Genomic DNA, 14,683 nt, shown 5'->3' with positions numbered 1-14,683 from the left:
TCGCGGAAATCTGTCGAAGGCGGGGTGGGTCCGGTTGAGGGGGTGTGAGCGGCATGGATGCCGCGACCAAGCCCCCATGGACGGGTTTACGGCGTCCCCCTCAACCGGACCCACCCCGCCAACCTTCAGGAAACTGGCTTTTGCTCTGGCTCTGGCTTGAAGGCTTCGGCGGGTGCAGGGCTGCAAGCCCTGCCGAACACCCCCAACCCTTACTGCAACAGCGAGCGCAGCATCCAGGCGTACTTCTCGTGCGTCTGCAGCCGCTGGGTCATCAGATCCTCGGTCGGGGCATCGTCACCCTTGGCCGCCACATCCAGCACTTCACGCGCCGTACGGCATACCGCTTCGTTGGCGACCACCAACTGGCGTACCATTTCACGCCAGTCCGCACTGTCGGTCAGGCCCGGTTCCTCGACGATCGAGGTCAGCGCAGCGAATTCCCGGTAGGAGCCCGGGGCATTGAAGCCCAGCGCGCGGATGCGCTCGGCCACGTCGTCCAGTGCCGCCCACTGCTCGGTGTACTGCGTCTCGAACATGGTGTGCAGCGAGTTGAACATCGACCCGGTCACGTTCCAGTGGAAGTTGTGCGTCTTCAGGTAGAGCGTGAACGCATCGGCCTGGAAGCGCGACAGACCGTCGGCGATCTTCTTGCGGTCGCCCTGGGTGATCCCGATATCGATGTTCGGCGCCGACGGTGCCGCCGCTGCAAGCTTCTGCTTGCCGGTCTTGGCCTTGGTCGTGCTTTTGGTCTTCGCCATGAGGTTCCTCCTTATGGAATCGTTGGCCTTCACAATAAACCGGTCGTGATGACTGGTCGCTTTCAAAGTTTTGAACGAACCGATTGATGAACTCTATCGATAAAAATCCATCGCCCCGCCTGCGCCAACAGCGCGCCGCCATCGACGGCGCCATGAGCCGCGACCGGGGCCGTTTGCTGGGAATGCTCTCGCGTTGCCAGGCCAAGCCGCAGGATGCGGCACTGGCCGCTACTTTCGAGCAGGCCTTGCAGGCGTCGGTGCAGCGCCGGCAGGTGCGGGCGCAACAGCAGCCGTCCATTACTCTGGACCCGCAGCTGCCGATTGCGCGTGAAGCCGACGCGATCATCAAACTGATCCGCGACCACCAGGTGGTGGTGATCGCCGGTGAAACCGGTTCGGGCAAGACCACCCAGCTGCCGAAACTGTGCCTGGCCGCAGGCCGTGGCCAGGCCGGCATGATCGGCTGCACCCAGCCGCGACGGATCGCCGCACGTGCGGTGGCCAGCCGCGTGGCGCAGGAACTGCAGAGCGAACTGGGCCAGCTGGTGGGCTACCAGGTACGCTTCAATGACAAGGTCAGCGACGACAGCCGCATCAAGTTCATGACCGACGGCATCCTGCTGGCGGAGATCGCCAGCGACCGCTGGTTGTCGAACTACGACACGATCATCGTCGACGAGGCACACGAACGCAGCCTCAACATCGACTTTCTGCTGGGCTACCTGAAGCAGCTGCTGCGCAAGCGCCCGGACCTGAAGCTGATCGTCACTTCGGCCACCATCGACACCGAACGCTTCGCCCAGCATTTCGACAACGCACCGGTGATCAGCGTCGAAGGCCGCACCTACCCGGTGGAAGTGCGCTACCGCGCGCTGGAAGGCGAGGGCGAAGACCAGGGCGAACGCACCGTCAACGATGCCATCGTGTCGGCTGTCGACGAGATCACCCGCCTGGACGCACGCGGCGACGTGCTGATCTTCCTGCCGGGCGAGCGCGAGATCCGCGATGCGCACCAGTCGCTGGAACGGCGCAAGTACCGCAATACCGAGGTGCTGCCGCTGTACGCGCGCCTGTCCAACCAGGACCAGGACCGGGTGTTCAACCCCGGGCCGAACCGGCGCATCGTGCTGGCCACCAACGTGGCCGAGACCTCGCTGACGGTGCCACGCATCCGCTACGTGGTCGATCCGGGCTTCGCCCGCGTCAAGCGCTACAGCCCGCGCAACAAGCTGGATCGCCTGCACATCGAGCCGATCTCGCAGGCCAGCGCCAACCAGCGCAAGGGTCGCTGCGGCCGTATCGCCGAAGGCATCTGCTACCGCCTGTACGCCGAGGCGGATTTCCAGGCGCGGCCGGAGTTCACCGATCCGGAAATCCGCCGTTCCAGCCTGGCCGGCGTGATCCTGCGCATGCTGCAGCTGGGCCTGGGCCGCATCGAGGAGTTCCCGTTCCTGGAGGCGCCGGACGAGCGTGCCGTTGCCGATGGCTGGCAGCAGCTGACCGAGCTGGGCGCGATCGATGCCGAGCGGCGCATGACCACCATCGGCAAGCAGATGGCGCGCCTGCCGGTGGACGTGAAGCTGGCGCGCATGCTGGTGGCCGCACAGGCTGCAGGCTGCCTGCGGCCGATGCTGGTGATTGCCTCGTTCCTGGGCATCCAGGACCCGCGCGAACGCCCGCCGGAAGCGCGCGGTGCCGCCGACAACGCGCATGCGCAGTTCGCCGATGGCCGCTCCGAGTTCGTCGGCGTGCTGCGCCTGTGGGATGCCTACCGGCAGGCCCACGAAGACCTGACCCAGTCCAAGCTGCGCGACTGGTGCGGACGTCATTTCCTCGGCTTCCTGCGCATGCGCGAGTGGCGCGAGCTGCATCGCCAGCTGCGGCTGCTGTGCGAGGAACTGGGCTGGAAGGAAGAGGCCAGCGAGGCATCGATGGCACCGCTGCTGGCCGGCAGCAGTGCGCCGGCACCGGCACGTGATGACGCGGCCTCAGTAAAGGCCACCCGCGGCCAGTTGCATCGTGCCGCGCGCCTGGCCCGCGAAGGCAAGGCCGAGGCCGCACCGGCACCGGTGGCCGTGCGCGCGCAGAAGGAACAGGCGCCCGCCGGCGGCGGCTTCAGCGAACGCGTGCGTGCCGCTGCCTACCAGACCCTGCACCGGGCGCTGGTGGCGGGCCTGCCGACGCAGATCGGTCACCGCACCGAGAAGGGCGATTTCCAGGCACCACGCCAGCGCCGCTTCCTGCCGTTCCCCGGTTCGGCGCTGGCCAAGCGGCCACCGCCGTGGCTGCTGGTGGCCAACCTGCTGGATACGCAGAAGGTATGGGGCATGACCCTGGCCGCGATCGAGCCGGACTGGGTGATCGCCGAACTGCCGCACCTGCTGCTGCGCAAGCACTTCGACCCGCACTGGTCGCGCGCGCAGGGCCAGGTGCTGGCGTCCGAGCAGATCAGCCTGTTCGGCCTGGTGCTGGCACCGAAGAAACCGGTCCATTACGGCCGCATCGCGCCGGGCGAGGCGCATGACATCTTCGTGCGCCAGGCGCTGGTGACCGGCGAGATCAATACCCGTGCCAGTTTCGTCGCCGACAACCAGAAGGTGCTGGAGGTCGCGCGCGAGGAAGAAGCCAAGCTGCGCCGCGCCGGCATCGTTGCCGACGAAGACTGGCAGGCACGCTGGTACCTGGACCGGGTGCCGCCGCAGATCCACTCGGCGGCGGGACTGGATAGCTGGTGGAAAGGGCTGGCGCCGGAGCAGCGCAAGGCGCTGCACTGGTCGTTGGCAGACCTGTTGCCCGGTGAGGGCAGCGAACAGGAGCGCTATCCGAAGTACCTGGCGCTGGGCCAGGCGCGCTTGCCGCTGCACTACCGCTTCGAACCGGGGGCCGACGACGATGGCGTGACCCTGGACGTGCCGCTGCACCTGCTCAACGCATTGGATCCGGTGCAGCTGGGCTGGCTGGCGCCGGGCTTTGTCGCCGACAAGGCCTCGGCACTGATCCGCAGCCTGCCAAAGGCGATGCGCCGCAACTACGTGCCGGCGCCGGACTTCGGTCGCGCGTTCTACGAGGCCTTCCCGCAGCCCAGCGCTGATGCCATCACTGGCGAGCTGGCGCGTTTCCTGTCACGTGCGACCGGCGCGACGGTGACCGCACTGGATTTCGAGCCGGGTTCGATCGAGCCGCACCTGCACATGAACCTGCGGCTGCGCGACGAACAGGGCAAGGTGCTTGCCACCTCGCGTGATCTGGAAGCGCTGCGCGCGAAATTCGGTGGCCGTGCTGGCGATGCCTTCGCCGCGCGTGCCGGGCGCGAGATGGCGGCTGACGGCCTGCGCACGTTCCCGGCCACGCCGATTCCGCTGCAGGTACCCGGTGAAGCCGGCGTGCCGGCCTATCCAGCGCTGCTGGACGAGGGCGACAGCGTGGCGCTGCGCATCTTCGCCGATCGCCAGCAGGCGCAGGACGCCCATCCGCTGGGCGTGCGCCGCCTGCTGGAGATCGCCCTGGCCGAGAAGGTGAAGCAGGCACGCAAGCAGTTGCCGGTCGGTGCCAAGACCGGCCTGTTGTATGCCGCGATCGAATCGCAGGAGCGGCTGCGTGGTGACCTGGTCGATGCGGCGATGAACGCGGTGCTGGCCGAGGGCCTGGAGGAAATCCGCGATGCGACGGCGTTCGAGCAGCGTCGCGAACACGCCGCCAAGGCCCTGTTTGGCGAGGCGATGTCGCGGCTGAAGCTGGCCGAGACCATTCTGGCGCTGGTGGCGGAGCTGAAGCCGATGCTGGAAGCGCCGTTGATGGGCTGGGCGCGCGGCAACCTGGACGACATGGAAGCGCAGCTGGCCGGGCTGATCCACCCCGGCTTCCTGCGCGACACGCCGGCCGACGCGCTGGCGCAGTACCCGCGCTATCTGAAGGCGATGATCCTGCGCACCGAACGTGCCAAGCGTGATCCGCCGCGTGACCAGGCGCGCATGCTGGAACTGCATCCGTTCCTGGAAGCGCTGGAGGCGGGCGAGCAGCAGGGCCTGCGTGATCGCCCGCAATGGCAGGCGCTGCGCTGGGATCTGGAAGAACTGCGGGTATCGCTGTTCGCGCAGGAGCTGGGTGCACGCACCGGTATCTCGGCGAAGAAGCTGGCGCAGCGCGTGGCTGCATTGCGCCAGGCCTGAGCGCGCCACGGTCGCCCCGTCGGGCGACCGTGGCCGGCCGGGCAGGGAGCCGGCATGGCCGGAATGCCCGGGCGTTACTTGGTGCGGCGAACCTTCGGCTGCACGTTCACCCCGTCCACCTTCATATACCAGGCGCCCATCACCCCTGGGCGCATGCTGACGCCCGGGGCGTCCTTGCGGCCACCGGAATAGTGCGTGGCGTCTATCTGCTCCCACTCCTGGCCGTTCTGCAGCACGTAGCGGCGGCCCTGGCCGAATCCACGGAATTCGCCCTGCAGGTTGCTTTCGATCGGTTCGCTGCTGCCGAAGTCCAGGAAGCCGCGGTTCTTCTTGATCACTTCCTGGCGGCCTTCTTCGCGCGCTGCGGCGACGGCCTGGGTGGTGGCCGCCTCGACCTTGCCCTGCAGCCAGCGGTTGAGCGTGGCCAGTTCACCGGCACTGAGCTTGTCCAGGCCGGCGGCCTTGAACTCGGAGGGCGACATCTGCTGCTGCAGGTCGCCCTCCACCACGCGCTGGGCCAGCGCAGGCGCGGACAGGGACAGCAGCACGGCGGCACAGGCCAGCAGCCGTGGACGGACGCGCGGGGCAATCGAAGGCATGGCGGGTCTCTCCTGGGTGTGTGGGCGAGTGTAGCGGCATGTCTTCATGCCGGGTGATGGTGGGTGCAGTGATTGTCCCTGAACGGCGCCGGCGCTAGTGTAGGGGCCTCTGTCTTGCCTGCTCGATGCTGTGAACCGCGCTTCCGTCCCTGGCCTGGATGCCTTGTTGAACCGTCCCTCGGCAGCGGTGTTGCCTGCTCCGCTGCGCCAGGCCCTGCGTGAGCATTGGGAAGCGCCGGATTGCGAGCACCAGATGCGTGCCACCTGGTCGGTGCTGGGCGATACTCTCGATGCGCTGGCGATGCTCTCGGCCGATGAAGGCGCAGTGGTGGCCGCATTGCTGTTCGACCTGCCGGGCCTGCGCGCCAGCCTGGACCAGCTGCCGCTGGGCAACCACAAGGCGGCGGTGATCGGCCTGCTGGATGGCCAGGATGCGGCCGACCCGGTGTGGGCGCTGCACGCCGGCCGTGAGGCGGGGCGCAACAGCGAAGGCCTGCGCCGGCTGCTGCTGGCGATCATCCGCGACCTGCGCGTGGTGCCGATCCTGCTGGCACGGCAGCTGGCGCGGATGCGCGCGGCCGACAAGCTGGACGAGGAGCAGCGCCGCGCGCTGGCCCAGCTGACCCGCGACATCCACGCGCCGCTGGCCAATCGGCTGGGCATCTGGCAGCTGAAGTGGGAGCTGGAGGACCTGGCGTTCCGCCACCTGGAACCGGAAACCTACCGCCGCATCGCCCGCGAGGTGGATGAAACCCGCATCGCCCGCGAGCGTTACGTCGAGAACGTCAAGAAGGTGCTGTCGCGCGAGCTGGTCGCCCAGGGCATCAAGGCCGAAGTCAGCGGCCGCCCGAAGCACATCTACAGCATCTGGCGGAAGATGCAGAAGAAGCGGCTGGCCTTCGACCAGCTGTATGACATCCGTGCGGTGCGCGTGATGGTCGACGACGTCGCCGCCTGTTATGCCGCGTTGGGCGTGGTGCACGCGCTGTGGGCACCGGTACCCAGCGAGTTCGATGATTACATCGCACGCCCGAAGGCCAACGACTATCGCTCGCTGCACACCGCCGTGGTCGGCCCGGAAGGGCGCACCATCGAAGTGCAGATCCGTACCCACGAGATGCACTCGCAGGCCGAGCTGGGCGTGGCCGCGCACTGGAAGTACAAGGAAGGTGGCAAGGGCGCGGAGAAGTCCTTCGACCGCAAGATCACCTGGATGCGCCAGTTGCTGGAACAGGCGCAGGACGGGCAGGGCAATGAACTGGCCGGGGCGCTTGATGCCGAGCTGACCGAGGACCGGGTCTATGCGCTGAGCCCGAAGGACGAGGTGCTGGACCTGCCGCAGGGCGCTACCCCGCTCGATTTCGCCTACCAGGTGCATACCATGGTCGGGCACCGCTGCCGCGGCGCAAAGGTCAACGGCCGCATCGTGCCGCTGACCTACCGCCTGCGCAGCGGCGACCGCGTCGAGATCCTGACCGGCAAGGAGGCCGATCCGCGCCGCGACTGGCTGATGCCGGCCAACGGCTTCCTGGCCAGCAACCGCTCGCGCGAAAAAGTGCGCAGCTGGTTCCACAAGCTGGACCGCGCGCGCAACGTGCAGGCCGGTCGCGAGCTGCTCGAGCGCGAGCTGAAGCGGCTGGGCCTGCAGCACGCGGACCTGGCCGTGGCGGCGAAGAAGTTCCATGCCGACAGCGTCGATGACCTGTACATCCAGGTGGCGCTGGGCGATACCGGCCCGAACCAGGTCAGCCGTGCGCTGCTGGAGGCGGAGCGTGCCGCCAGCCAGCCCGCACCCGCACCGGCCCTGCCGCGGCCGACCGCGCGCCGCGAGAACCTGGGCAAGTCCAAGTTCACCGTGCAGGGCGTGGGCAACCTGCTGGTGCAGCTGGCACGCTGCTGCCAGCCGGTGGCCGGCGAGCCGATCATCGGCTACCTGACCCGTAGCCGGGGTGTCACCGTGCATCGTGCAGACTGCGCCGCGCTGGCCCGGCTGGCGGCCAGCAGCCCGCAGCGCATCCTGCCGGTGGAGTGGGGCCAGGCCGGGGGCGGCTACGAGGTGGACGTGGTGGTCGATGCGGTCGATCGCCGCTGGCTGCTGAAGGACATCACCAACCTGATCGCCCAGGAAGACGCCTACGTGCTCGACATCCACAGTGACAACGTGCGCAACAGTGGCCGTGCCCACCTTCGGCTGCGCCTGAAGGTCAGTGACTACGGGCAGTTGTCGACGCTGCTGGGCAAGCTCGATGCGCTGCCGGGCGTGAGCGAGGCGCGTCGCCTCGGCTGAGCTTCACGCTGCCCCGGCTACCCTGCACGCATGGAACGCGAGCCCCCGCATCGCCCGCATGGCGCTGAACACCCTGCGCTGGACCGCGTCCGTCGCGAGGGGCGTTGGTGGTGGCTGCAGGCGCGCCATGCGCGCCGGATCTGGCGCTGGGCGCTGCTCGCAGCGCTGGCCGTGTTCGTGCTGCTGGTCCTGCTGCGCAAGCCGCTGGCAGACTGGTTCTGGGATGAGCCGCAGATCGAACAGCTGCTGGCTGAGGGGGATCGTGCATTGGCGGCTGGGCGCCTGAGCGATGCCGATGGCAGTGGTGCGCGCGAGCGCTACCAGGCGGCGCTGGCGCTGGACGGTGATCGCCCGCAGGCGCGCCAGGGCCTGGCCAATACCGGCGCGGCAGCGCTGCAACAGGCGCGCGATCGCCTGCAGGCGGATGACCTGGACGGCAGCGCGCAGGCTCTGGCACTGGCCCGTGAGCTGCAGGTGCCGCAGGGCGACGCCGATGCGGTTGCCCGCCAGTTGCAGGCGCGACGCAGCGCCGGAGCCGGTATTGGTGCGTTGTTGGCGCAGGCGCGTAACGCGTTCGCGGCCGGACGCCTGGATGACGGCGACAGCAGTGCGTTGCCCTTGTTCCAGCGCATCCTGGCCCTGCAGCCGGACAACCTGCCGGCGCTGGAAGGGCGCGAAGATGCGCTGAGCGACCTGCTGCTGCAGGCACGCACGCTGGCGGATCGAGGGGAGTTGGCCGAGGCGGCCGCGCTCCTGCGTCGTGCCCGTCAGTTCGATGCTGGTCATGCCGATCTACCGGCGAGCGAGGAGGCCCTCGCGCGCGCCGCCGACCAGCGCCTGCGGCAGGCGCAGCGTGCGTTGCGACGGCAGCAGCTGGAAGCTGCGGCCAAGGGCTTCCAGGCGGTGCTGGTGGTGGCCGCCGATGATTCCAATGCGCAGCGCGGGCGTGAGCAGACCCTGCAGGCAGTGGTTGCACGCAGCCAGAAGTCCGCCGACGACTTCCAGTTCGATGCGGCGCAACGTGATGCGGCCCTGGCGGCGGAGCTGGGGGCTTCGCAGGCAGTCCGGCAACAACTGGCGCAGCGCCTGCAGCGCGCGCAGCAGGCGCTGCGGGCCCTGCAGCAGCCCGCGGTCAGCACGGCGCAGCGCGAACGCCAGCTGCGCGACCACCTGCGGAAGATCGAACGTGCCGAGCGCGCGGGGCAGTGGATCAGCCCACCCGGGCACAGCGCGTTCGACGCGTTGCGCGAAGCCCAGTCGCTGGCTCCCCGCGATGCGCGGGTGAAGGCAGCCGCCGCACGCTTGCTGCCCGCCAGCCGACGCTGCTTCGACGACAATCTGCGGCAGAACCGGGTACAGGCGGCGGGTGCCTGCCTGCAGGCCTGGCAGACCCTGTCACCGACCGCAGCGGGCCTGCCCTCGGCGCGGCTGCGGTTGGCCCAGCGCTGGCTGGCGATCGGCAGCGAACGGCTCGGCAACGGTGACCTGGCCTTCGCCGCGCATGCCGCCGAACAGGCGCGGTTGCTGCAGCCGGATCTGGCCGAACTGCCGGCGTTTGAAGATCGCCTGCGCCGCGCCGGTGGACGGGCGGACTAGGCGAAGAACACCCGCTGCACGGTCGCACGGGCGGCTTCGAGTGAGAAATGTTCGGCGACGTTGGCCAGGCCAGCATCGGACAACTGCTGCCACAGCTGCGGGTCCTGGTACAGGCGGACCACCGCATCGGCGAAACCGGTAGCGTCATCGGCCACCAGTACGTCCTGGCCGGGATGCAGGTGCATGCCTTCCACGGCGCAGGTGGTACCGACTACCGGTTGGCCATGGGCCATGCTCAGGTTGATCTTGCCTTTTACGCCGGCACCGAACCGCAGCGGTGCGATGGCAATGCGCGCGCCGTCCATGTAGGGCGTGATGTCTTCGACGAAGCCGTGCATCTGCACGCCGGGGTGGCGTGCGGCCAGTGCCAGCAACGATTCCGGCGCCGCGGCGCCGATGCAGTGCAGGCGTACCTCCGGTAGCTGGGCGCGGATGTGGGCGAAGACCTCGCCGATGAACCACTCCATCCCGTCCAGGTTCGGCGGATGGCGGAAGCCACCGACAAACACCAGATCGTGTCGTTGCTCGTAGACGGCGCCGGCGCCGGCAACCTCGTGCAGGTTGGAAATCAGTTCCACCCGTACCCGCGGCGCATCGGCCTGCAGCTGCTCCCGTTCGGCCGCACTGACCAGCACGGTGATGTCGCACTGCTCCATCACTGCCAATTCACTGCTGCGGGTGCGTTCTGCTGCGCGCAGCAGCGCCGCATCACCGGCCACTTCGGCACCGCGGCGTTCGCGCAGGTAGTGCAGGTCGACCGTGTCGAACACGGTTCGTGCCTGCGGCGCATAGCGCTTGAGCAGGGGCAGGCACTCGTGGGCGACGTGGTGGCGCACCAGCATCGCCACGTCGAAACGCGACCCATGGCTGCGCAGCCAGCCGGCCACGCCGTCCAGGAAGGGGGCGTACCAGATTTCCACGCCCATCCGCTGCAGCGCCTCGGTCGCCGCGCCGGCATGCTCGCGCCGGGTCGGGACGAAAACCACGTGGGCACCGCCCTGCAGCAGCAGGCGGATCAGATTGACCTGGCGCAGCGACCCGGAATCGCGATCGGGCTGCGGTACTTCCTCGTCCAGGATCAGCACCTGGCGCCGGCCGCGCAGCAGCAGCGCTGGCGACGGCACTGCGCCGACCGCCGGATGGCGGGCCAGCTCGGTGGCCCAGCGAGCGGCAAAGATGGCCTGGTTGCGCACCTGGTAGGCCTTAACCCCGCTGCCGGTGTCGGTGCCGTTGCTGGTGCCTTCGTCGTGGATCACCCGGCTGGCCGGCTGCACCAGCACGCGCAGGCCCTGTGCACGCACGCGGAAGGCCAGGTCGGTGTCCTCGTAGTACGCCGGCTTGTAGCGGGTATCGAAGCCGTCCAGCTGCTGCCAGAGGGTACGCGGCAGCATCAGCGCCGCACCGGAGCAGTAGTCGACGTCGCGCAGGCTGGCAAAGCGCGGGTCGTCAGCGGCCTCGAAGCGGCCATAGCTCCAGCCACTGCCATCGGCGAAGATCACTCCGCCCGATTCCTGCAGGCGGCCATCGGGATACAGCAGCTGGCTGCCGACCAGGCCGGCGTCGGGGACGCTGCCGAAGGTGTCCAGCAGGGCGTCGAGCCAGCCCGGCTGCGGCACCGTATCGTTGTTGAGCAGCACCACGTAGCGGCCGCGTGCGCGCGATACACCCTCGTTGCAGGCTTCGATGAAGCCGCCGTTGTGCGCACGCACCTCATAGCGCAACCCCGCCACCTGCGGCATCCACTGTGCGGTGGCGTCGCTGCTGCCGTCATCCACCACCAGGATCTCGCACGCGGCTGCGGGCGGGTGTGCCGCCAGGGCGCGGAGGCAGGCCAGGGTGTGGCCGACATGGTTGTAGACCGGGATGACGATGCTCACCTCCGGCGACTCGCTGAATGGCACCGTGAAGGGGGCGAAAGCCTGTGCTGGCGGCAGGAACAGGGGCGTGCGCGGCGCGGGAACGGCGCGCTGGGTGTGCACGCGGATGCGTTGCCAGGTGGCCCGCCACCCGCGGGTGCGCAGGCTTGCCAGGCTCCGGCGGGCCAGGCCCGACAGGCGGTTGATCAGGTATCGGATCTCGGCCAGGGACATCGCCATCCGGTTGCAACTCCAGCTTAAGCAGGGGAACCCGGGAGAATTCGCCAGCCGCAGTGGCTGGGGTAGACTCGCCAGACCCTACATTCTCGCATTCCCGTGCCCCGACGCTACGATTCCGACGACATCGACGATTTCGACGACGACCAGCAGGACAGCGGTCCGCTGTGGCGGCGCCGGCTGATCACCTGGAGCATGGCTGCGGTCGCATTGGGATTGGGTTTCCTCATTCCCTATACGCTGTACCTGAACCAGCAGGTGACCCAGCGTTTCGGCGAGCTGCGCTGGCAGATTCCGACGCGCGTGTATGCGCGCCCGCTGGTGCTCACCCCCGGCAAGGCAATGGATGCGTCCACGCTGAAGACCGAACTGGCCGCCTCCGCCTATCGTGATGACGGGCAGGGCAAGGAGCCGGCCACCTATGCGGTGAACGGCGGTCGCTTTGTGATCTCCAGTCGTGGCTACAACGACGTCGATGGCCGGGTGGCGCCGCGCCGGGTGGAGCTGTCGCTGGCCGATGGCGGCGTAGCCTCGCTGCGCGACGCCGACAGCCGCAAGGCACTGAAGGCCGCGCGGCTGGATCCGGCGCGCATCGCCACGCTGTACGGCCAGAAGCAGGAAGAACGCCGCCTGATCCGCATGGACGAGGCGCCGGACCTGCTGGTGACCGGCCTGCAGGCAGTGGAAGACAAGGACTTCAACCGCCATCACGGCATCGACCTGTCAGGCATCGCGCGCGCGGTGTGGGTGACGATCCGTTCCGGTGGCCAGAGCCGCCAGGGCGCTTCGACGCTCACCCAGCAGCTGGCCCGCAGCGGCCTGCTTGGCATCGGCAAGGAACAGACGCTCACCCGCAAGTTCAATGAGGTGCTGTACGCGCTGATCATGGAAGCGCGCTACGACAAGCGCACGATTTTCGAGGCGTATCTCAACCAGGTGTACCTGGGCCAGCGCGGCAGCCAGGCGATCCATGGCATGTCCTCCGGCGCCGAATTCTGGTTCGGGCGTGACCTGCAGTCGCTGGAGACCGAGCAGATCGCCCTGCTGATCGGCCTGGTCAAGGGGCCGTCCTTCTACGACCCGCGGCGCAACCCGGAACGCGCGCTGGACCGCCGCAACTTCGTGCTGGGCAAGCTGCACGACGCCACGCTGATCGACGATGCCGAGTACCAGCGCGCGCTGAAGGCTCCGCTGGGCGTGCCCAAGACACCGGGCCTGGTGGCTGCCAACCGCTTCCCCGCCTACGTCGACCTGGTCCGCCGGCAGCTTGCGCATGACTATCCGGAATCTGCGCTGCAGGGCGCGGGCCTGAGCGTGATGACCGGCATGTCGCCGTCCGCGCAGGCCTATGCCGAAGGCGCGGTGACCCGCACCATCAAGTCGCTGGAAAGCCAGCGTCGCCCTGAGCTGCAGGCCGGCATGGTGCTGACCGACGTGCACAACGGCGACGTGCTGGCGGTGATCGGCAGCCGTGAGGTGTCCGAGGTCGGCTTCAATCGTGCGATCGAGGCGCAGCGCCCGGTCGGTTCGCTGCTCAAGCCGTTCGTGTACCTGCTGGCCCTGGCGCAGCCTGACCGCTATTCGCTGGCCAGCTGGGTCGATGATTCGCCGGTGACGGTGCAGCTCGGCCGCGGCCGCAACTGGAGCCCCGGCAACGCCGACAACCGCAGCCACGGCACGGTGCGCCTGATCGATGCGCTGGCGCATTCGTACAACCAAGCGACGGTGCGCTTGGGCATGCAGGTCGGCCCCGAGCGCGTGACCCAGCTGATCCATGTGCTGGCCGGCATCAAGGCCGAGGCCAATCCGGCGGTGATCCTCGGCTCGACCGACCAGAGCCCGTATGCGATGGCGCAGCTGTACCAGTTCCTCGCGTCCGGTGGTGAGATCCAGCCGTTGCACGCCGTGCGTGGCGTGCTCGATCCGCAGGGCAAGCTGCTCAAGCGCTACGACAAGACCCCGGCACCGGCACAGGAAGGCGATTCGATTGCCGCCAACCTGATCAGTGTCGGCCTGCAGCAGGTCGTCGCCAGCGGTACCGCGCAGCGTCTCAATGCTGATGGCCTCGGCCGTCTGCAGCCAGCCGGCAAGACCGGCACCACCAACGATGGCCGTGACAGCTGGTATGCCGGCTACACCGGCGACCACCTGGCGGTGATCTGGATCGGCAACGATCAGAACCAGCAGGCCGGCCTGTATGGCGCCACTGGCGCGATGCGGGTCTGGTCGGGCATCTTCCAGCGCCTGCCGAGTGCGCCATTGCGGGTCAGCAACAAGGGCCTGGATTGGCAGCCGGTGGCTCCCACCGGTCTCAACAGCACCGATGAAGGCTGCCCCGGCGCGCGCCGTTTCCCGTTCGTGGTGGGCTATGCGCCTGCCTATGCGCCGTGCGCGCCGGCCGCGTCGCCCGAGGGGCAGGGCGAGGCTGAAGGCGAGGGCGGTGGCTGGCGCAGCTGGTTCGGCCTGGACCGCAAGCCGGAAGCACCCGCCGAACCTGCCGCCACCACTTCTCCCCCGAGCCGATGATGCCGATGAACATGCGTACCCTGCTGCAGCCCCTGGCCCTGACCGGCCTGAGCCTGGCCTTGGCCGCCTGCGTGAGCAGCGCGCCGCCGGTAGTCAAGCCGGTCGATACCACCACGCCGGCGCAGCGCCTGGCGGCCGTGGATGCTGCAGCGGGTCCGGACGACAAGGAACTGTCGGTGCAGCCGCTGCGTGATTCGCAGGTGGAAGACCTGAGGCTGGCCGCACAGGCGCAGCGCCAGGCCAACGACCTCGCCGGTGCCGCCAGCAGTCTGGACCATGCGCTGGAGATCGTGGCCGGTGACCCGGCGGTGCTGCAGGAGCGTGCCGAACTGGCGCTGCTGCAGGGGCAGTGGGCACAGGCGGAGACTCTCGCGCGCAAGGCCGTGGATCTGGGCTCGAAGACCGGGCCGCTGTGCCGCCGGCACTGGGCGACGATCGAGCAGTCGCGCCTGGCGCGGGGCGAGAAGGAGAATGCGGTGTCGGCGCATGCGCAGATTGAAGGCTGCACGGTGCCGGGGATCAAGCGGTACTGAGGTATTCCACTCCACCGGGCGCCGCCCCTTCTGCGGCGCGCGCACTGATGGATGCGGGTGATGGGCCGGGCGGGTGGGGCGTGCAGGACACGCCGTAAACCCATCCATGGGGGCTCGATGGC

At 68.6% G+C, this 14,683-nt stretch carries 8 protein-coding genes; 5 read left to right on the top strand and 3 right to left on the bottom strand.

The features are described 5' to 3' along the window. Positions 1-209: 209 nt before the first annotated feature. Positions 210-758, bottom strand: coding sequence for a Dps family protein (locus tag PEM_RS13070; RefSeq protein WP_005418469.1), 549 nt, complete (start codon positions 756-758; stop codon positions 210-212). Positions 759-844: 86 nt separating this feature from the next. Between PEM_RS13070 and hrpA the strand changes: the two genes are divergently transcribed. After that, on the top strand, positions 845-4,927 hold the full coding sequence (hrpA, locus tag PEM_RS13065; protein ID WP_065185415.1) for an ATP-dependent RNA helicase HrpA: 4,083 nt from the start codon (positions 845-847) through the stop codon (positions 4,925-4,927). 74 nt (positions 4,928-5,001) lie between these two features. On the opposite strand, the gene PEM_RS13060 is transcribed toward hrpA, so the two are convergent. Then, positions 5,002-5,526 (bottom strand): hypothetical protein, encoded by a 525-nt coding sequence (locus PEM_RS13060; protein ID WP_053500608.1) that lies wholly within the window; start codon positions 5,524-5,526, stop codon positions 5,002-5,004. A 130-nt stretch (positions 5,527-5,656) separates the two neighbouring features. Between PEM_RS13060 and PEM_RS13055 the strand changes: the two genes are divergently transcribed. Together PEM_RS13055 and PEM_RS13050 are read left to right on the top strand one after the other, a co-directional pair. Then, positions 5,657-7,813, top strand: coding sequence for a bifunctional (p)ppGpp synthetase/guanosine-3',5'-bis(diphosphate) 3'-pyrophosphohydrolase (locus PEM_RS13055; RefSeq protein ID WP_032954415.1), 2,157 nt, complete (start codon positions 5,657-5,659; stop codon positions 7,811-7,813). Positions 7,814-7,843: 30 nt separating this feature from the next. Beyond that, the gene (locus PEM_RS13050) at positions 7,844-9,409 is read left to right on the top strand and encodes a hypothetical protein (protein ID WP_111128852.1); all 1,566 of its coding nucleotides are present in this window, start codon (positions 7,844-7,846) and stop codon (positions 9,407-9,409) included. Here the strand turns inward: PEM_RS13050 and PEM_RS13045 are convergent. Next, a complete protein-coding gene (locus tag PEM_RS13045) occupies positions 9,406-11,505 on the bottom strand; it encodes a glycosyltransferase (RefSeq protein WP_111128854.1) in 2,100 nt (699 codons plus the stop codon). The genes PEM_RS13050 and PEM_RS13045 overlap by 4 nt on opposite strands. A 96-nt stretch (positions 11,506-11,601) precedes the next feature. On the opposite strand from PEM_RS13045, the gene mrcB reads away from it, so the two are divergent. Next, positions 11,602-14,028: a penicillin-binding protein 1B gene (gene mrcB, locus PEM_RS13040; protein WP_069139358.1), complete on the top strand. Its 2,427-nt coding sequence runs from the start codon at positions 11,602-11,604 to the stop codon at positions 14,026-14,028. After that, positions 14,025-14,561 (top strand): hypothetical protein, encoded by a 537-nt coding sequence (locus PEM_RS13035; protein WP_088497516.1) that lies wholly within the window; start codon positions 14,025-14,027, stop codon positions 14,559-14,561. Before mrcB ends, PEM_RS13035 begins: the two co-directional genes overlap by 4 nt. Positions 14,562-14,683 lie beyond the last annotated feature (122 nt).

This window comes from Stenotrophomonas sp. Pemsol (assembly GCF_003586545.1).
GTDB lineage: Bacteria > Pseudomonadota > Gammaproteobacteria > Xanthomonadales > Xanthomonadaceae > Stenotrophomonas > Stenotrophomonas sepilia.
Note: the sequence above shows the minus strand (reverse complement) of the source record. Positions and strands in the feature narration are given on the sequence as shown.